17 protein-coding genes are annotated in these 16696 nt (G+C 69.1%); 8 read left to right on the top strand and 9 right to left on the bottom strand.

What is annotated here, in order from left to right:
* Nucleotides 1-156: 156 nt before the first annotated feature.
* The 5 genes from PU630_RS00480 to PU630_RS00460 form a co-directional block, all read right to left on the bottom strand.
* Nucleotides 157-1158, bottom strand: coding sequence for a LacI family DNA-binding transcriptional regulator (locus tag PU630_RS00480; protein WP_275280141.1), 1002 nt, complete (start codon nt 1156-1158; stop codon nt 157-159).
* A gap of 22 nt (nt 1159-1180) precedes the next feature.
* Entirely contained in the window at nt 1181-2635 is a 1455-nt protein-coding gene (locus PU630_RS00475; RefSeq protein WP_275278396.1) for a GH1 family beta-glucosidase, read from the bottom strand.
* Between the two features lie 48 nt (nt 2636-2683).
* Nucleotides 2684-3589, bottom strand: coding sequence for a carbohydrate ABC transporter permease (locus tag PU630_RS00470; RefSeq protein ID WP_428981969.1), 906 nt, complete (start codon nt 3587-3589; stop codon nt 2684-2686).
* Entirely contained in the window at nt 3586-4674 is a 1089-nt protein-coding gene (locus PU630_RS00465) for a carbohydrate ABC transporter permease (protein WP_275278395.1), read from the bottom strand. The genes PU630_RS00470 and PU630_RS00465 overlap by 4 nt, the downstream gene beginning before the upstream one ends.
* A 79-nt stretch (nt 4675-4753) precedes the next feature.
* A complete protein-coding gene (locus PU630_RS00460; RefSeq protein ID WP_275278394.1) occupies nt 4754-6085 on the bottom strand; it encodes an ABC transporter substrate-binding protein in 1332 nt (443 codons plus the stop codon).
* Nucleotides 6086-6429: 344 nt separating this feature from the next.
* Between PU630_RS00460 and purS the strand changes: the two genes are divergently transcribed.
* The 4 genes from purS to PU630_RS00440 all read left to right on the top strand — a co-directional run bounded on the left by purS (nt 6430) and on the right by PU630_RS00440 (nt 8837).
* Entirely contained in the window at nt 6430-6678 is a 249-nt protein-coding gene (gene purS / locus PU630_RS00455) for a phosphoribosylformylglycinamidine synthase subunit PurS (RefSeq protein WP_275278393.1), read from the top strand.
* Nucleotides 6675-7382 (top strand): phosphoribosylformylglycinamidine synthase subunit PurQ, encoded by a 708-nt coding sequence (purQ, locus tag PU630_RS00450; RefSeq protein WP_275278392.1) that lies wholly within the window; start codon nt 6675-6677, stop codon nt 7380-7382. Before purS ends, purQ begins: the two co-directional genes overlap by 4 nt.
* A gap of 179 nt (nt 7383-7561) precedes the next feature.
* On the top strand, nt 7562-7897 hold the full coding sequence (locus PU630_RS00445) for a cupin domain-containing protein (RefSeq protein WP_275278391.1): 336 nt from the start codon (nt 7562-7564) through the stop codon (nt 7895-7897).
* A 16-nt stretch (nt 7898-7913) separates the two neighbouring features.
* On the top strand, nt 7914-8837 hold the full coding sequence (locus PU630_RS00440; RefSeq protein ID WP_275278390.1) for a 2-hydroxyacid dehydrogenase: 924 nt from the start codon (nt 7914-7916) through the stop codon (nt 8835-8837).
* 144 nt (nt 8838-8981) lie between these two features.
* Here the strand turns inward: PU630_RS00440 and PU630_RS00435 are convergent, their stop codons facing one another.
* Nucleotides 8982-9500 (bottom strand): adenine phosphoribosyltransferase, encoded by a 519-nt coding sequence (locus PU630_RS00435; protein ID WP_275278389.1) that lies wholly within the window; start codon nt 9498-9500, stop codon nt 8982-8984.
* Nucleotides 9501-9581: 81 nt separating this feature from the next.
* On the opposite strand from PU630_RS00435, the gene PU630_RS00430 reads away from it, so the two are divergent.
* Entirely contained in the window at nt 9582-11261 is a 1680-nt protein-coding gene (locus PU630_RS00430; protein ID WP_275278388.1) for a glycoside hydrolase family 13 protein, read from the top strand.
* A 24-nt stretch (nt 11262-11285) separates the two neighbouring features.
* Nucleotides 11286-12296, top strand: coding sequence for a LacI family DNA-binding transcriptional regulator (locus PU630_RS00425; RefSeq protein WP_275278387.1), 1011 nt, complete (start codon nt 11286-11288; stop codon nt 12294-12296).
* A gap of 36 nt (nt 12297-12332) precedes the next feature.
* Here PU630_RS00425 and PU630_RS00420 read toward each other — a convergent pair whose 3' ends face one another.
* Both PU630_RS00420 and PU630_RS00415 read right to left on the bottom strand, forming a co-directional pair.
* A complete protein-coding gene (locus tag PU630_RS00420; protein ID WP_275278386.1) occupies nt 12333-13247 on the bottom strand; it encodes a LysR family transcriptional regulator in 915 nt (304 codons plus the stop codon).
* A gap of 55 nt (nt 13248-13302) precedes the next feature.
* Nucleotides 13303-14589, bottom strand: a complete 1287-nt coding sequence (locus PU630_RS00415) for an MFS transporter (RefSeq protein ID WP_275278385.1) — start codon at nt 14587-14589, stop codon at nt 13303-13305.
* Between the two features lie 152 nt (nt 14590-14741).
* Here PU630_RS00415 and PU630_RS00410 point away from each other — a divergent pair, with 152 nt between their 5' ends.
* Nucleotides 14742-15218 carry a DUF3237 domain-containing protein gene (locus PU630_RS00410; RefSeq protein WP_275278384.1) on the top strand — a complete coding sequence of 159 codons (477 nt, stop codon included), beginning with the start codon at nt 14742-14744 and terminating at the stop codon, nt 15216-15218.
* Here PU630_RS00410 and PU630_RS00405 read toward each other — a convergent pair.
* A complete protein-coding gene (locus tag PU630_RS00405; RefSeq protein ID WP_275278383.1) occupies nt 15196-15612 on the bottom strand; it encodes a winged helix-turn-helix transcriptional regulator in 417 nt (138 codons plus the stop codon). The genes PU630_RS00410 and PU630_RS00405 overlap by 23 nt on opposite strands.
* Before the next feature lie 112 nt (nt 15613-15724).
* On the opposite strand from PU630_RS00405, the gene PU630_RS00400 reads away from it, so the two are divergent.
* Nucleotides 15725-16681, top strand: coding sequence for an NADP-dependent oxidoreductase (locus tag PU630_RS00400; protein ID WP_275278382.1), 957 nt, complete (start codon nt 15725-15727; stop codon nt 16679-16681).
* Nucleotides 16682-16696 lie beyond the last annotated feature (15 nt).

The following is a 16696-nucleotide window of genomic DNA, read 5'->3' as shown; positions in this document are numbered from 1 at the left end:
GCGGCGGGCTGAGTTCGCGGCGCGCGGCGGGCTGAGTTCGCGGCGCGCGGCGGGCTGAGTTCGCGGCGCGCGCTGCGCCGGAGGGCGGGCGCCGAGCCACCGGACGCCGAGCACCGGACACCGCGCCGCGCCGCGCCCTGCCACGCCGCCCCGGCCCTACGCCGAGGCGCGCACCACGAGTTCGGCCGACAGGATCGTGCCGTGCGGCGGATTCTGCCCCGCGAGGATGTCAAGAAGCAGCCCTGCCATCGTCTGCCCCTGCTCGAACGACGGCTGGCGCATCGTGGTCAGGGCCGGCGCCCCCGAAACGGCGACCGGCGAGTCGTCGAACCCGACAACGGCCACGTCATCGGGCACGCGCAGGCCGGCGGACTGCAGCACCTCGATCGCCCCGCGGGCCATCAGGTCGCTCGCGACGAAGATCCCATCCGGCGGATCACCGGCGGCGAGGATCTGCCTCATCGCCTCAGCCCCGCCGTCCGACGAGAACTCGCCGTCGACGTTGATGCCCTCGGGCAGACCGGCGTCCGTCAGCGCCGAGTGATAGCCCTGCAGGCGGTCGACCGAGGCCGCCATCGTCAGCGGTCCGGTGATCGTCGCAAGACGGCGCCGCCCCTGGGAGATGAGGTACTCGGTGGCGTCCCGACTCGCGGCGATATTGTCGATGTCGACGTAGTGGTCGCCCTCACGGTGACGCACCGGGCGGCCGCCGTAGACGACCGGCATGGTTGCGGCGATGCGGTCGACGAACGTGTCGCTGGTGTGGTGCGACACGATGATCGCCCCGTCGACATTGCCGCCGCGCATGTAGCTCGTCATCTTGTGACCGGGGTCGTCGCTGGCGATGAACAGGTTCAGCACGTAGTCGCTGCGCACAAGCCGCTCGTTGATCCCCGACACGATCGACGCGAAGAACGGGTCGCCGAAGAACCGTGTGGTGTCTTCGGGCACGACCAGGCCGATGGCCAGCGTCTGCCGGCTCGCCAGCGACCGCGCCGCCCTGTTGGGCACGTACTTGAGATCGGCGATCGCCTTCTGCACTGATTCGAGCGCTGCCGGACTCACCGCCGTCGACCCGTTGACCACGCGCGACACGGTCGAGCGCGAGACGCCCGCCGCGGCGGCGACCTCCTCGATCGTCACGGCCGCATGGTTCATCGCTTGCTTCACATGCGGGATGCTACCGGGCACCCGCGGTCGAGACGTCATCGAGTGCGCGCTCGGCGATGATCCGGGCGTACTCCAGCGCGCTGTCTTTGGGCGTGCGTTCCTGCGTCTCGTAGTCGACGCGCACGATGCCGAAGCGCTTGTCGTAGCCCCAGGCCCACTCGAAGTTGTCGAGCAGCGACCAGTAGAAGTAGCCGCGCACGTCGACCCCGGCATCCACAGCGTCCAGCACCGCACCGAGGTGCGCGCGCACGTACGTGACGCGGTCCGGGTCGTGCACGGCGCCTTCGGTGACGACATCGTCGTACGCCGCACCGTTCTCGGTGACGAACAGGCGCACGCCCTTCTCGCCGGTGTACTCGTCGTGCACGCGCTGCAGCAGTCGGGTGAGCCCCTCGGGCTGCACCTCCCAGCCCTGAGCTGTGCGCGGCAGTCCTCGTTCGACGGGGTGGATGCCGGCATCCGACGGATACGGGCTGCGCCCGGCGCGTGTGGTGGCAGGTCCTCCGGAGACGGGCGCGTGCTCAGGGGCGGTGCCCGAGACGAGGTCGCCGTGGTAGTAGTTCACGCCCTGCGTGTCGATCGGCTGGGCGATCGTCGCCAAGTCGCCGTCGCGCACGGCCGCCTCGAAGGAGGCCACGGCCGCGGCATCCACCTTCCGGATGTCTTCCACGATGTCGGCCGGGTACGACGCCCGGTGGATCGGATCGAGGAACCACCGGTTGAACTGGCCGTCGACGCGGCGCGCGGCGTCGACGTCGGCGGGTTTCTGCGGGTCGGCCGGGTCGGCGACCGTGTGGTTGAGCGTGATGCCGAGGTCAAGCGACGCGTCGCGCGCACGCAGCTCGCGCACGGCCTGCCCGTGACCGAGCAGCAGGTGGTGCGAGGCGAGCAGCCCCTCCTCGATGCTGTGGTGCCCCGGCGCGTGCTCGCCGCCGGTGTAACTGAGGAACGAGGCGCACCACGGCTCGTTGAGCGTCGTCCAGACCGGCACCCGGTCGCCGAGCGCGTCGTGCATGTCGAGCGCATATTCGGTGAACAGATCGGCGGTGGAGCGCGCCGTCCAGCCGCCGCGCTCCTGCAGAGCCTGCGGGAGGTCCCAGTGGTACAGGGTCAGCCACGGCAGGATGTCTGCTTCGCGCAGCTCGTCGACCAGCCGCTTGTAGAAGTCGAGGCCCGCCGGGTTGAGAGCACCGCCGTCGGGGCGCACTCGAGACCACGACACCGAGAACCGGTACGTCTGCAGCCCAAGGCGCTTCATGAGCGCGACGTCGTCGCGATAACGGTGGTAGTGGTCGCATGCCACATCGCCGTTGTCGCCGCCGACGACCGCTCCCGGCACCCGGCAGAACACGTCCCAGATCGAGTCACGGCGACCGTCTTCGTGCGCGGCACCTTCGATCTGATAGGCGGCCGTCGCAGCACCGAACAGGAAGTCCTGCGGAAAAGAGCGACCGGTCGTGCTCATGCGGGCGGAGTCCTCTCGGAGAAGGGTGGAACGAGGTGTCGTCAAGGGTCAGCCTTTCACAGCACCGGCCATGATGCCGCTGACCAGCTGCTTTCCGGCCAGGACGAGCACCACGAGCAGCGGCAGGGTCGCCAGGATCGCCCCGGCGAGAACAATGGAATAGTCGACGTAGCGGGCGCTCTGCAGCTGGCTCAGCGCCACCTGCAGGGTCGGATTCTGCGGGACCACGAGCAATGGCCACAGATAGTCGGTCCACGCGGTCATGAACGTGAACAGCCCGAGGATGCCCATCGCGGGACGCGCGGCGGGCACGCCGACGTGCCAGAACGTGCGGAACATGCTCGCGCCGTCGATGCGCGCCGCCTCGATGAGCTCATCGGGGATCACATCGACGAGGTACTGTCGCATGAAGAAGACGCCGAAGGCCGTGACCAGCGTCGGGATGATGACGGCGCCGAGCGTGCCGGTCCAGCCGAACTGCTTCATCATCATGAACATCGGGATGATGCCCAGCTGCGTGGGGACCGCGAGCGTCGCGATGACGAACACCATGAGGCCTTCGCGGCCCCGGAAGCGCAGCTTGGCGAACGCGTAGCCGGCCAGGGTCGAGAAGAAGATCACCGACGCCGAGATGACGACCGACACGATGATCGAGTTGCCCAGGGCCAACCAGAAGTCGACGGTGTCGAACACCTCGCCGACGTTCTTCCAGAACTGCCCGCCCGGCAGCAGCGGCGGCCAGGTCTGGGTCAGCGCGGTGTTGTCGTGCGACCCCATGATGAACGACCAGTACAGGGGGTAGGCCCCTGCGATGAAGAACACCGCGACGAGCGTGTAGCTGAACCAGCCGGGCCGGCGCTCGATGCCCCAGCCGCCGCGCCTGTGGCGCTTCGGCATCGAAGCCGGCGACGTGGTGCGGGTCTTCGTCGGCGGAGTGAGGGTCTGCGCGGTCATTCGACTCCCCTTTCGGTGGCGGCGCCGACGGCGGCTGCGGCATCCATCTCCCGCTGCCGCACCCGCGCGAGCTTGCGCTGCTTGCGACGCGAGATCGCCTTCGCCTCGGCACCCGAGATGCTGCGCGTGATGGCGAAGTTGATCAGGCCGATCGCAAGGATCATGAGGAACAGGATCCACGCGACGGCGGCGGCCTTGCCGAACGACTGCCGGTTGAACGCGAGATCCCACAGGTACAGCACGGTCGTCTGGTATTGCCGCTGTGGACCGCCGGGTATGGCGCTGGCCGCGTTGAACAGCTTGGGCTCGGTGAAGATCTGCAACCCGCCGATCGTGGCGGTGATGACGACGAAGATGAACGTGGGCTTGATGCTCGGGATCGTGATCGAGAAGAAGCGGCGCACGGCACCGGCGCCGTCGATGGCGGCCGACTCGTGGATGTCGCGGGGCACCGCCTGCATCGCGGCGAGCAAGATGAGCGCGTTGTATCCCGTCCAACGCCAGTTGACCATGGTGGCGATGGCGAGGTGGCTGGGCAGCGTCTCGGTCTTCCACATGATTCCGGGGATGTGGAGCGACTCGAGGATGTTGTTGATCAGGCCGTACTTCTCGCCGAACATGTTGCTGAAGATCAGCGTGACGGCGACGGGCGTGACCACGTAGGGCAGGATCACCGAGATGCGCCAGAACGTCTTGGCTCGCAGATTCTGGTCGAGCACCGCGGCGATCACGGTCGCGGCGATCAGCTGCGGGATCGCCGAGAGGAAGAAGATGCTGAAGGTGTTGAAGACCGAGTTCCAGAACAGGTGATCGGTCAGCTCGCTGACGAAGTTGTCGAGGCCCACCCAGTCACCGGGGCCGGTGAGCAGGTTCCAGTCGTTCAGCGACACGACGAACGTGTACAGCAGCGGGAACAGACCCACCAGGCCGAACAGGATGAAGAACGGCGCCACATAGAAGTAGGGCGAGTAACGCACATCCCAGCGGTTGAGCCGTTGGCGGAGGGTGGGGCGGGGGGTGGATGCCGCGGGTCGCGGCGCGCTCGGGCGCTTCTGCCGCGGCGGCGAAGAGAGTGTGGAAGTCATGACGAATTGCACCTGTCAAGAAGGATGCCGGCGGCCCCGCGGGGGGCCCGGGGCCGCCGGCCGGTTGCGGAAGGACCCGCTACTTGTTGATCACGAGATCGTCGAGCAGCTTCATGGCGTTGTTCCACGCCTTGGTGCCGTCGGCCTTGCCCGAGTCGAGAAGCTGAATGCTCGGACCGAACACCTGCTCCTGGATGACAGCGTCATCGGGGCCCTTGTACTGCGCCTTGACGCCTTCGGCACGCTTGCCGAGGATCGTGCCGATCGGAGCGTCGTTGAAGAACTTCGTCAGATCGCTCTGCCCAGTCACGCCGGGGTCGGTCTGCGCCTCGATCACGCTCGGGAAGGTGCCCGCCGCCTGGAAGGCGGTGACCAGTGACGGCGCGCTGGTCAGGTACTCGGCCAGCGCCGCGGCCTCCTTCGGGTGCTTCGACGTGGTCGGCACGGTCAGGAAGGTGCCGCCCCAGTTGGCGGGGCCGCCGGGGAACACGTCGGCGAAGTCCCATCCGCTCGAGGCGTCGCCACCCGCGGCTTCGGTGCTGTTCTTGACGTTGCCGAGCATCCAGCCGGGGCACACGAATGTTGCGAACGAGCCGTCGACGAAGGCCTTGCCCCCGCCCCAGTCCCACTGGGTCTGGTTGCTCGACAGGCCATCGGCCGCGCCCTGTGAGAGCAGCGCCCAGCGCGCCTTGAGGTCGGCATTGTCCTTGACGTTCAGCGTGCCGTCGGTCTTGTAGTAGCCCTCGGGCAGCTGGTTGACCATGGCGTTCCACACGAAGCCGGACTGGTCGTACCAGGCCTTGCCGGTCTTCTCGTGGTACTGCTTGCCGATCTTGAAGTAGTCCTCCCAGGTCGCGTTGGCGCCGCCGAACAGCTCGGCCACCGCGTCACGGTCGGTGGGCAGACCCGCGGCTTCGAAGAGCTTGCGGTTGTAGCAGAGACCCTCGGGACCGATGTCGGTGCCGTAGCCGATGATGCGGCCATCCTTGTCGGTGGCCTCGTCGACCTTGTAGGGCACCCAGCGATCCTTGATCTTGTCGGCGCCGTAGTCGCGCAGATCAGTGAAGGTGTTGCTCACCAGCATGACCTGGCCGAGCCAGCCCTCTTCGACCGACTGCACGTCGGGCAGGCCCGCGCCGGCGGCCTGCTTGGTCTGCCAGTCGGTCAGCGCGTTGCCGCCGGTGTCGATGTTGGTGGCCTTGATGGTGATGTTCGGGTGCGCGTCCTCGTACTTCTTGTACAGCGAGTCGAGCCCCATGGTGCCGAACGTGGTCACGGTCAGCGTGATCTTCTCGTTCGAGTCACCGGAACCGGACCCATTGCTGCTGCCGGCGCAGCCGGCGAGAGCAAGGGCAGCGGTGGACACGGCGGCCGTCACGATGACGGTACGTCGCAGTGCACGTGATTTCACGATGTCACTCCTTTGTGGTGTGCGGTTTCTTCGGGTGGTGCGGAGGAGCGGGCGGAAGCGCGTCTGCCTGTGAGCGTCCTTGTGGGAGCGCTCCCACTCACGTGCGCTCCACGATATGGGAACGCTCCCACATGCGTCAAGGGAGCGCTCCCACGATTTCATCACGGTTCGGTAACGTCGCGCGCTCGACCGTGAGGGTGCAGCGGGGGGGTGTGGATGCCGCGGGCCAGGCGGCGCGCGGATCGACGCAGGCCGGCGCGAGACCGGCGGCCTCCCAGCGAAACGGCGGGGCACGGGCCCGTAGACTGGTCGAGCACCCTTTTCCGCGACATCCGGAGCCCTCAATGCCCACCATCGTCGTCGACGTCATGCCCAAGGCCGAACTGCTCGATCCGCAGGGAAAGGCCGTCGCCGGCGCCCTGAACCGCATCGGCGACAGCGCGTTCAGCGCGGTGCGCATCGGCAAGCGCTTCGAGCTCACTGTCGACGGCGACGTCACCGACGCAGTGCTCGCCGAAGCCAAGCGCGTCGCCGACGAAGTGCTCTCGAACGCCGTGATCGAAGACGTCGTGGGCATCGAGGTCGTGGAATGACCGTCCGCATCGGGGTCATCACCTTTCCGGGCTCGCTCGATGACGGCGATGCCCAGCGCGCTGTGCGCATCGCGGGCGCCGAGCCGGTCGCGCTCTGGCACGGCTCGCACGACCTCGAGGGCGTCGACGCGCTCGTGCTGCCCGGCGGCTTCAGCTACGGCGATTACCTGCGCTCCGGCGCTATCGCTGCGCTCTCGCCGATCATGGCGGAGGTGAAGGATGCCGCAGCCGCGGGCATGCCCGTGCTGGGCATCTGCAACGGCTTCCAGATGCTCGTCGAGGCGCACCTGCTGCCGGGCGGTCTGATCCGCAACGCGAACCAGCAGTTCATCCGCCGCGACCAGCGGCTGCGGGTCGAGAACGGCGACACCGCCTGGACCAGCGCGTTCGAGGCCGGCCAGGAGATCGTCATCCCGCTGAAGAACGGTGAGGGCGGGTACATCGCCGACGCCGAGACACTCAAGCGCATCGAGGGCGAAGGCCAGGTCGCGTTCCGCTACCTGGGCGTGAACCCGAACGGCTCCCTCAACGACATCGCCGGCGTGACCAACGAGCGCGGCAACGTCGTCGGCCTCATGCCGCACCCCGAGCACGCGACCGAGCCCGGCTTCGGCCCCGACACCGCCGCGGCGATGCGCTCGGGCGTGGACGGGCTGGGCTTCTTCACCTCCGCGATCGCGGCCGTGGCCGCCGTCGCGGCCTGAGCCGCGGCATCCACTCTCCCCTCCGCCCTCTCTCAGCCGTGAGAGTGCAGCGGGTGGATGACGGAGCGGTTGCTTCCCTGTCTCTCGTCGACGAGTTGCACTCTCACGGGTAGGGGGCGCGCGGCACCTGCCGGCGCGCGCCGAAGCGTGGTTGACTGGGCGCGGAAGCGGAGGTGACCGTGTCGCAGAAGATCTCCCTCGTCGCGCAGGCGCGACAGGAACTCAAACTCGCCGCCGACGCCCCCAGCGGGCGCAGCGCCAAGACCGTCTTCGGCGGTCACGAGAAGTCGCTGCGCCAGACCGTCATAGCTCTGCTGGCCGGGCGCGACCTCGAAGAGCACAACAACCCGGGTGAGGCGACCGTGCACGTGATCAGCGGGCATATCCGCCTGCGCGCGGGCGATGTCGTCTGGGAAGGGCTGCCCGGCGACCTGCTGATCGTGCCCGACGGGCGGCACGCCGTCGAGGCTGTCGACGACTCGGCGTTCGTGCTGACGGTGGTCAAGGACGTCTGACCGTAGCGTTGGGGGTATGGCTGGTCTCGTCGTCTCCGTTCCCACTCGGCAGCTCGCCGCCGATCTTCAGCCGCTGCCCGACGGCGTCGAGGTGATCGAGTGGGCGATGGATGCCGCGGCTCCGCGCGACGCGATCGACATCGTCGTGCCGCCGTACATGAACGGCAGCGTGGTGTACCCGCGGCTGGAAGGCGTGCGCACCCGGCTCGTGCAGGGGCAGTCGATCGGCTACGACGGCGTCGCCGACGTGCTGCCGCCCGGGCACGTGTTCGCCAATGCGGCGAGCGTGCACGAGACATCGACCGCCGAGCTGGCGCTCGCGCTGACACTGGCGGCGCAACGGCACCTGCCCGACTTCGTCCGCGCTCAGGAGCACGGGCAGTGGGCTCCTGTGTTCGCCGAGAGCCTGGCCGATCGCCGCGTGCTGCTGCTCGGATACGGCGGCGTGGGCAAGGCCGTCGCCGAGCGCCTGGCACCCTTCGAGGTCGACCTGACCGTGGTCGCGCATCGCGCACGGACCGAGGACGGCGTCTCGGTGCACGGCGCGGACGAGCTGCCGGACCTGCTGCCTGCGGCCGAGATCGTGATCCTCACTCTTCCGGGTGGCGATGCGACGCGGCACATCATCGACGATGCAGCGCTCTCGCTGCTGCCCGAAGGGGCGCTGGTCGTCAACGTCGGGCGCGGACCGCTCGTTGACACCGACGCCCTCGTCGACCATGTGCGGCGCGGGCGGGTGCGCGCGGCGCTGGACGTGACCGATCCCGAGCCGCTGCCGGCGGATCACCCGCTGTGGACGCTGCCCGGGGTGCTCATCGCACCGCACGTGGGCGGGGCGTCGACGGCGATGCGTCCGCGCATCGCGAAGCTCATCCGCACCCAGATCGAGCGGATGCTGGCCGGCGAGCCGCCGCTGAACGTGGTGCTCCCGGCATCCTGAGCCCTCCAGCGTGCGGCGAATTCATATGGATTTGTCTCGTGCACATCGAACCGTCGGCGGTTTGATGTCCATCGGACGGATTCATATGAATTTGCCGAAGAGGCTCGGGCGGGAGATGGCGCGGAGGATCCAGGCGCGGTGGACCTAGGCGCGGAAGATCGTGTGCACGTCGCCGACGACCGCACGCCCGCCGAGCGCTTCGAGCTCCATGAGCACCGACGTGCCCACGACCTCGCCGCCCAGCTCGCGCACGAGCGTGTGCGCTGCCTGCAGCGTGCCGCCGGTCGCGAGAACGTCGTCGACGAGCAGCAGGCGCATTCCCGGCCGGATGTCGTCATGCGCCTCGATCGTGGCCGTGCCGTACTCGAGGGCGTAGTCGACGGATGCCGCCGGCCGCGGCAGCTTGCCGGCCTTGCGGATCGGCACCAGCCCGACCCCCGCCGCGATCGCGACGGCACCCGCGAGCAGGAACCCGCGTGCCTCGATCCCCGCGACGACGTCGAACGTGCCGGCGAACGGTTCGATCATGGCGTCGATCGTCGCGCGCAGAGCGTCGGCGTCGGCCAGCAGCGGGGTGATGTCGCGAAAGAGCACGCCGGGTTCGGGATAGTCCGGGATGCTGCGGATCAAGCTCTCGGCACGGGTCAGTCTGTCGTCGGGCACCCGTCAACTTTACGCGCCGGCCAAAGGCGCGGACTGTACCCGCTCACAGAAAAATGTAAGCGCTTGCACTAGCATGGCGTCATGACTTCGACCGCGCTCGACGCCGCGCACGCTCTGCCCACGTCCCCCGGAGCAGAGTGGTGGCGCTCCGCCGTCATCTACCAGATCTATCCGCGTTCGTTCGCCGACAGCAACGGCGACGGCATGGGCGATCTGCCCGGCATCACGGCGCACCTCGCCGACCTCGCCGACCTCGGCATCGACGCGGTATGGCTGAGTCCGTTCATGACGAGCCCGCAGAAGGACGCCGGCTATGACGTCGCCGACTACTGCGACGTCGACCCGCTCTTCGGCACCCTGGCCGACTTCGACGCGATGCTGGCCGAAGCGCACGCCCGCGGCATCCGGCTCATCGTCGACCTGGTGCCCAACCACTCCTCCGACCAGCACGTCTGGTTCCAGCAGGCGCTGGCCGCTGCGCCCGGCAGCCCCGAACGCGCCCGGTACCTGTTCCGCGACGGACGCGGCGAGCACGGCGAGCTGCCCCCGAACAACTGGCAGTCGGTGTTCGGCGGCCCCGCGTGGACCCGCGTCACCGAACCCGATGGCACGCCGGGCCAGTGGTACCTGCACCTGTTCGACTCGTCGCAGCCGGACTTCGACTGGACCAACCCCGAGGTCCACGCCGAGTTCCGCCGCATCCTGCGCTTCTGGCTGGACCGGGGCGTCGACGGCTTCCGCGTCGACGTCGCGCACGGCCTCATGAAGAAGGAGGGGCTGCCCGACTTCATGCCCGCCGAGGACGCGGGCTCGATGGGCGGCGACTCGGTCGGCGTGCCGTACTGGGGCCAGCCCGAGGTGCACGATGTATACCGCGAATGGCATGGAGTGCTGGCGGAGTACGACGGCGACCGCGCGCTGTGCGCCGAGGCATGGATGCCGACCGTCGCCGAGATTGCGATGTGGGTGCGCTCCGACGAGATGCACCAGGCCTTCAACTTCGGGTACCTGATGACGGAGTGGGATGCCGCGAAGCTCCGCGACGTCATCGTCGAGTCCCTCCGCGAGTATCACGCCGTGGGCGCGCCGAGCACCTGGGTCCTCTCGAACCACGACGTCATCCGGCATGCGTCGCGTCTCGCACTGACCGCCGACAGCCCGCAGGGCGATGGCATCGGTCCGAACTCCCCCGGCAAGCCCGACCCGGTCATCGGCCTGCGTCGCGCGCGCGGCGCGACGACGCTCATGCTGGCGCTGCCCGGCTCGGCGTACGTCTACCAGGGCGAAGAGCTCGGGCTGCCCGAGGTCATCGAGATCCCCGACGAGGCGCGGCAGGACCCGACCTGGTTCCGCACCAACCACGAGCGTTACGGCCGCGACGGCTGCCGCGTGCCGCTGCCCTGGGTCGGCGACGCTCCGGCATACGGCTTCAACACCACCGGTGCCTCATGGCTGCCGCAGCCACCCGAGTGGGCGCGGCTCGCGCGCGACGTGGAGGCGGAGGATGCGGCATCCACCCTCTCGCTCTACACGACGCTGCTGACCGAACGTCGCGCCCGCGGCCTGGGAACCGGCACACTGAAGTGGGTCGAGGGATACGACGCCGAGGTCGTGGCATTCCGCAACGGGAATGTCACGGTCATCGCGAACCTGGGCTCTGAGCCGGTGGCGTTGCCGGCGGGATCCGTGATCGTGGCGAGCGGACCGCTCGCCGACGCCAGCCTGCCCACCGACACCACCGTGTGGGTGCAGACCGACTGACACGAACCGCCGAAGGGACGCGCAATGGTGAGCATCGACGAAGTCGCCCGGCTCGCGGGCGTCTCCACGGCGACCGTGTCGCGGGCGCTCAGCGGCCGCGGGCACGTGTCGGAGTCCGCCAAGACCCGCGTGCGGGCGGCGGCCGAAGAGCTCGGCTACGTCGTTTCGGCGTCGGCGTCGAGCCTCGCGTCGGGTCGGAATCGCAACATCGGTCTGCTCGTGCCGTTCCTCGAGCGCTGGTTCTTCAGCACCGTGCTGTCGGGCACCGCGACCGAGCTCATGCGGCAGGGGTTCGACACGACCCTGTACAGCCTCGCTGAGGACCGCGAACTGCGGCGCAATGTCTTTGACACGCTGCTTCGGCGCCGGCGCGTGGATGGCGTGATCGCGGTGTCGCTCGAGCTCGACGACGAGGAGATCGCCGGCCTGCTGGCGCTCGGCATCCCCGTGATCGCGATCGGCGGCCCGAACCCGCGGCTGAGCACCCTCACCGTCGACGATGAGGGCGTCGCCCGGCTGGCGACGCAGCATCTGCTGGCGCTCGGTCATCGCCGCATCGCTCATATCGGAGCGAGCCCCGAGTTCGACCTCGACTTCCATATTCCGACGCAACGGCGTCAGGGGTTCGAGCAGGCGCTCGACGAGGCCGGCATCGAGGTCAACCCGACGCTGTTCGAGCCGGCCGACTTCACGATCGAAGGCGGTTTCCGCGCTGCCAAGCAGCTACTGGGTCGGCCCGGCGAGCAGCCTACGGCGATCTTCGCTGCCTCCGACGAGATGGCGATCGGCGCGCTGTTGGCGTCGCGCGAGCTCGGTTATCGCGTGCCGCACGACCTGTCGATCGTCGGTGTCGACGGCCATGAGCTCGGCGAGTTCTTCCGGCTGACGACGGTGGATCAGTTTCCGCTGCGACAGGGTGCGCGAGCGGCCACTGCGATGCTCTCGGCGCTGCGGGGCGGTCTGGCGCCCGAGCCGGCGCCGCTGCCGTTCGAACTCATCGTGCGCGGCACGACCGCGCGGCCGGCGGTCGACTGACGGCGGGATGCCGCGGCACCGGCGACGGCCGAACGCTCAGATCCGCGGCGCAAGTTCGCTGCCGTGCTCGTGCAGCAGGTGCGCGACGTGGGCCGCCGACCGCGACAGACGTCGCGATCGAGGCCAGACGACCGACAGCCGTTCAAGGTTCGGCGCGGGATCGAGCGGCCGCTGCACGACCGACAGCCCCTCGTAGCTGTACTGCGTGCGCGGCGCCTGGATGCACAACGCGACCCCGAGCCGCCGTGCGACGAGACTGCGCATGAGTTCGAAATCGCCGGTGCGCACCCAGACCTGCGGAGCGAGTCCCTGGCGCACGAAGTAGCTGAGAGTGTCGTCGGGACCGGGCGGCAGCGCCATGAGGATCAGCCGCTCGTGCTCGAGCTCGGATGCGGGCACCACCTCCCGCGCGGCCAGCGGATGGTCTGCCGCCAGAATTACGTGCATCACGGTGTCGTAGACGAGCAGGCTCTCCAGATCGTGCTCGAGGTGCACGTTGTAGGCCACGGCGAGGTCGAGGTCACCGGCGCGCAGCGCTGCCATGAGCTCCGGCTGCGGACGTGCGCGCACATCGAGCCGCAGGTCGGGATGCTGCTCGGCCAGCAGTTCGAACACCAGCGGGAACGCCGTCGGCACCACCGAGGGGAACGACCCGACGACCACGGTGCCCGTCAACCGCGAGCCCGCGACCCGGCCGGGCAGATCGTCGGCCTCACGGAGCAGCGACAGCGCCAGCTCGAACACCGCTTCGCCTGCGGCCGTGAGCACGAAGCCCGCACCGCGGCTGCGGGTGGCCAGCGGCATCCCGAACAACGCCTCCAGCTCGTTGACCGCACCCGCGACCACCGACCGGGAGATGTGCTCGCTCTCGGCCGCCGCCGCGATACTGCCCGCACGGGCGGCCGCGACGAAGTACGCCAGTTGGCGGAGGGTGAACCGAGGGGTCGACATCCTGCCCAGTGTCGCGGGCGGCACCGCATCGCGCAATGGCTCGAGCCGTGCGAACTCAGCGCAGCGGATCGCGGGCGGTCTCCGGCATCCGCCACACCACCGCCACGCTGATCAGGCACAGCACGACGAGGTACGCGGTGTAGATCCAGTGCAGGTCGAGCGACTCGAGCCACGTGTTCAGGTAGGGGGCGGTGCCGCCGAAGATCGCTGCCGAGGTCGCGTAGCCGATGCCGATGACGGTGGCACGCTCCTTCGTCGGGACGAGTTCGGCGAAGGCGGCACCGAGCGGTCCGGTGTTGGCGCTGATGAGTACCGCCGCGACGCCCATCGCCAGCAGCAGCGTCCACGGGTTCGGGCCGAGGATGGCGTCGAGCCCGAACGCCGCGATCGCGAACCCAACACTGAAGATCTGCAGCACCGGTCGCCGCCCGATGCGGTCGGACAGACGACCGAACAGCGGTGAGGCGATCACGAGGATCAGCTGCGCCGCGACCCCGATGGTCAGTGCGGTCGAGGCGTCGATGCCGAACTCCCGTGTCGCGTACCCGGGGGCGAAGATGAGCCAGGTGTAGAACACCGTCACGCCGCCGATGGTCAGTCCGGTGATGCGACCGATCGTGCCGCGGTGTCGGCCGATGAGACGGAAGGTCTCGCGCAGTGTGGGGCTGGGCTCATCAGAGGTCTCGAACTTCTCGGACTCGGTGAGGCGGAATCGAATCCACAGCGAGTAGAGCCCGAGCACGGCGGCGAGCGCGAACGGGATGCGCCAGCCGAACGCGGTCATCTGCTCGGCGGACAGCAGCCCCGACAGCAGGGCGCCCAGCCCGGTCGCCGCGATCGAACCGATGCCGACGCCGATCCACGGGAAGCTCGCCCACAGGCCGCGCCGGTGGTCGGGCGCGATCTCGGCAAGATAGGTGAAGGCCGACCCCGTCTCTCCGCCGTGCGAGAGCCCCTGCAGCAGCCGGGCGAGCAGCAGGATCACCGCGGCCCACACGCCGACAACGGTGGCGGTGGGCGCGAGGGCGATCACGGCACTGCCCACCGCGGCGAGTCCGATCGCGAGAGTGAGGCTGAAGCGTCGCCCGCGGGCGTCGGCGATCTGGCCGAACAGCCATCCGCCCACCGGGCGCATGAGAAAGCCGACGGCGAAGATCGCGAGCGTCGACAGCAGCGCCGTGAGCGGGTCATCTCCCTGGAAGAACTGCGCCGCGAAGAACGGGGCGAAGATCGCGTAGGTGTTCCAGTCGAACCATTCGAGCGCGTTGCCGATGTTGACGGCGAACAGATCGCGCACGCGCCGGGTGCGCACCGGGGCCGAAGCCGAGTCGACAGTGATCACAGCACATCCTCCTCATCGAGAACGGGTGCCGGCGGGGGCCGGCTGCCCCCACTTTCACGGCGGCCGCGCCGTAGCGTCAAGAACACAGCTGCGCCATCGGATGGCGCAGATCACGCCATCGCCACCCGCGGCGTCCGCCGTAGCATGCCGATATGACTGACATCCTGGATCACGTCGCCGCGCCCGCGCTGCGGCCCGTCAGCAGCATCCGCGTCGATGTGGACGAGCCCGTCGATCTCGGCGAGGGCAGTGACGGGCGCCGACGCATCGTGCCGATCCTCGGTGGCACGGCGACCGGCGAGCTGAGCGGCCGTGTGCTCGGCGGGGGTGCCGATTTCCAAGTGCTGCGACCCGACCGGGTCACCGAGCTCGAGGCGCGCTACCCGATCGCGCTCGATGACGGCACACTCATCGAAGTGGTCAATCGCGGCATCCGCGCCGCAGCGCCCGACGACATCGATCGGCTCATGCGCGGCGAGATCGTCGATCCCGATCGCGTCTACTTCCGGTGCACGCCCACGCTGCGCGCTCCACGCGGACAGTGGGAGTGGCTGAACCGCACGCTCTTCGTCGGCACCGGGCGGCGGCATCCCGATTCCGTCGAGATCAGCGTCTTCGCGGTCGGCTGACCTCCCCGTCAATCAGCGCTGCATCCCGCGGACGGTCGGGGCCGATTACGTCGTCGAGGTGGTGTTCGACCCAGAGCCGCAGCCCGCGCAGCGGCTCGGCGACACTGCGACCGAGGTCGGTGAGCGCGTACTCGACGTGCGCGGGCACGGCCGGGTAGACGGTGCGCGAGACGAGGTCAGATGCTTCAAGGCGCCGCAGCGTCTGGGCGAGCATCTTCGGACTCACACCGCCGAGCGTCTGCTTGAGCGCGCCGAAGCGCACGGGTCCGTCTTCGAGCGCCCCGATGGCCAGCGCCGTCCACTTGTTCGCGAGCAGGTCGAGCAACGATCGGCAGGGGCAGCCGGCTTCGTAGACGTTGTGATGATCGTGCTGGCCGGTCGGGCAGGCTTCCACGGGCGCTCCTCGGGTCGGTATCTTTCAGATACTAGTAGCCCTTGCGGGTAACCACTATCGGACGCATACGGTCGAACCCGCGGGCGCAGACGCCGCCCGGAGGGAGAACAGGATGAACACGATGCGGGCGATCCACCAGACGGCCTTCGGCGACTCTTCGGTGCTCGAGTTGGTCGAGGCGCCGGTGCCCGAACCGCTGCCCACCGAGGTGCGCGTGCGGGTGCATGCGGCGGGTGTGAACCCGGTCGACGGCAAGACGCGCGAGGGGAAGGGCATGGCCGCGGTGCTCGGCACTCCTCCGTTCGGTGTGGGGTGGGATGTCTCCGGCGTCGTGGACGCGGTCGGCTTCGGCGTGACGACGCTGGCGCCCGGCGACGAGGTGTACGGCATGCCGTGGTTCCCGCGCGAGGCCGGCGCGTACGCCGACTACGTCACGGCGCCATCGCGCCAGTTCGCGCGGAAGCCGCGGTCGATCGGCCACGTCGCGGCGGCGGCGCTTCCGCTGGCGGCGCTGACGGCATGGCAGGCGCTGGTCGACACCGCGCGCGTCGAGGCCGGTCAGCGGGTGCTCATTCATGCCGCCGCGGGCGGTGTCGGCCATCTCGCGGTGCAGATCGCCACGGCGCGCGGCGCGCACGTCATCGGCACCGGCAGCTCCGCGCGCGAGGCCTTCGTCCGATCCCTGGGTGCCGCCGAGTTCGTCGACTACCGCTCCGCGCGTTTCGAGGAGCAGCTCGAGCCCGTCGACATCGTCATCGACCTCATCGGTGACGCGGAGCAGACCGGCCTGCGCTCGGTCTCGCTCGTGAGGCCGGGCGGCCTCTATGTGGGCGTACCCTCGGGCATCAGCGACGAGGTCGGCACCGCAGCCGCAGCCCGCGGCGTGCGTGCCACAGGCATCCTCGTCGAGCCCGACGGCGCCGCGCTCGCGCAGATCGCCGAACTCGTCGACGCCGGCCGACTCCGCGTTGAAGTCGAGCGCACGTTCCCGCTCGCGCAAGCCGCGGCCGCACAGAACGCCGTCGCTACCGGCCGCACCCAGGGAAAGATCGTGCTCGAGGTGGTGTGAGAAGTGGATGCCGCA

Source organism: Microbacterium horticulturae (assembly GCF_029094505.1).
Classification (GTDB): Bacteria; Actinomycetota; Actinomycetes; order Actinomycetales; family Microbacteriaceae; genus Microbacterium; species Microbacterium horticulturae.
The sequence above is the reverse complement of the archived record's forward strand: the minus strand, read 5'-3'. Positions and strand labels throughout refer to the sequence as shown.

What these genes read in the sequence shown, in the direction of transcription:
- PU630_RS00400 (WP_275278382.1), top strand. Translation starts at nt 15,725, where the DNA reads ATGAACACGATGCGGGCGATCCACCAGACGGCCTTCGGCGACTCTTCG.
- PU630_RS00440 (WP_275278390.1), top strand. Translation starts at nt 7,914, where the DNA reads ATGGCTGGTCTCGTCGTCTCCGTTCCCACTCGGCAGCTCGCCGCCGAT.
- PU630_RS00420 (WP_275278386.1), bottom strand. Translation starts at nt 13,247, where the DNA reads ATGTCGACCCCTCGGTTCACCCTCCGCCAACTGGCGTACTTCGTCGCG.
- PU630_RS00425 (WP_275278387.1), top strand. Translation starts at nt 11,286, where the DNA reads ATGGTGAGCATCGACGAAGTCGCCCGGCTCGCGGGCGTCTCCACGGCG.
- PU630_RS00475 (WP_275278396.1), bottom strand. Translation starts at nt 2,635, where the DNA reads ATGAGCACGACCGGTCGCTCTTTTCCGCAGGACTTCCTGTTCGGTGCT.
- purS (WP_275278393.1), top strand. Translation starts at nt 6,430, where the DNA reads ATGCCCACCATCGTCGTCGACGTCATGCCCAAGGCCGAACTGCTCGAT.
- purQ (WP_275278392.1), top strand. Translation starts at nt 6,675, where the DNA reads ATGACCGTCCGCATCGGGGTCATCACCTTTCCGGGCTCGCTCGATGAC.
- PU630_RS00470 (WP_428981969.1), bottom strand. Translation starts at nt 3,589, where the DNA reads ATGACCGCGCAGACCCTCACTCCGCCGACGAAGACCCGCACCACGTCG.
- PU630_RS00430 (WP_275278388.1), top strand. Translation starts at nt 9,582, where the DNA reads ATGACTTCGACCGCGCTCGACGCCGCGCACGCTCTGCCCACGTCCCCC.
- PU630_RS00480 (WP_275280141.1), bottom strand. Translation starts at nt 1,158, where the DNA reads ATGAACCATGCGGCCGTGACGATCGAGGAGGTCGCCGCCGCGGCGGGC.
- PU630_RS00410 (WP_275278384.1), top strand. Translation starts at nt 14,742, where the DNA reads ATGACTGACATCCTGGATCACGTCGCCGCGCCCGCGCTGCGGCCCGTC.
- PU630_RS00465 (WP_275278395.1), bottom strand. Translation starts at nt 4,674, where the DNA reads ATGACTTCCACACTCTCTTCGCCGCCGCGGCAGAAGCGCCCGAGCGCG.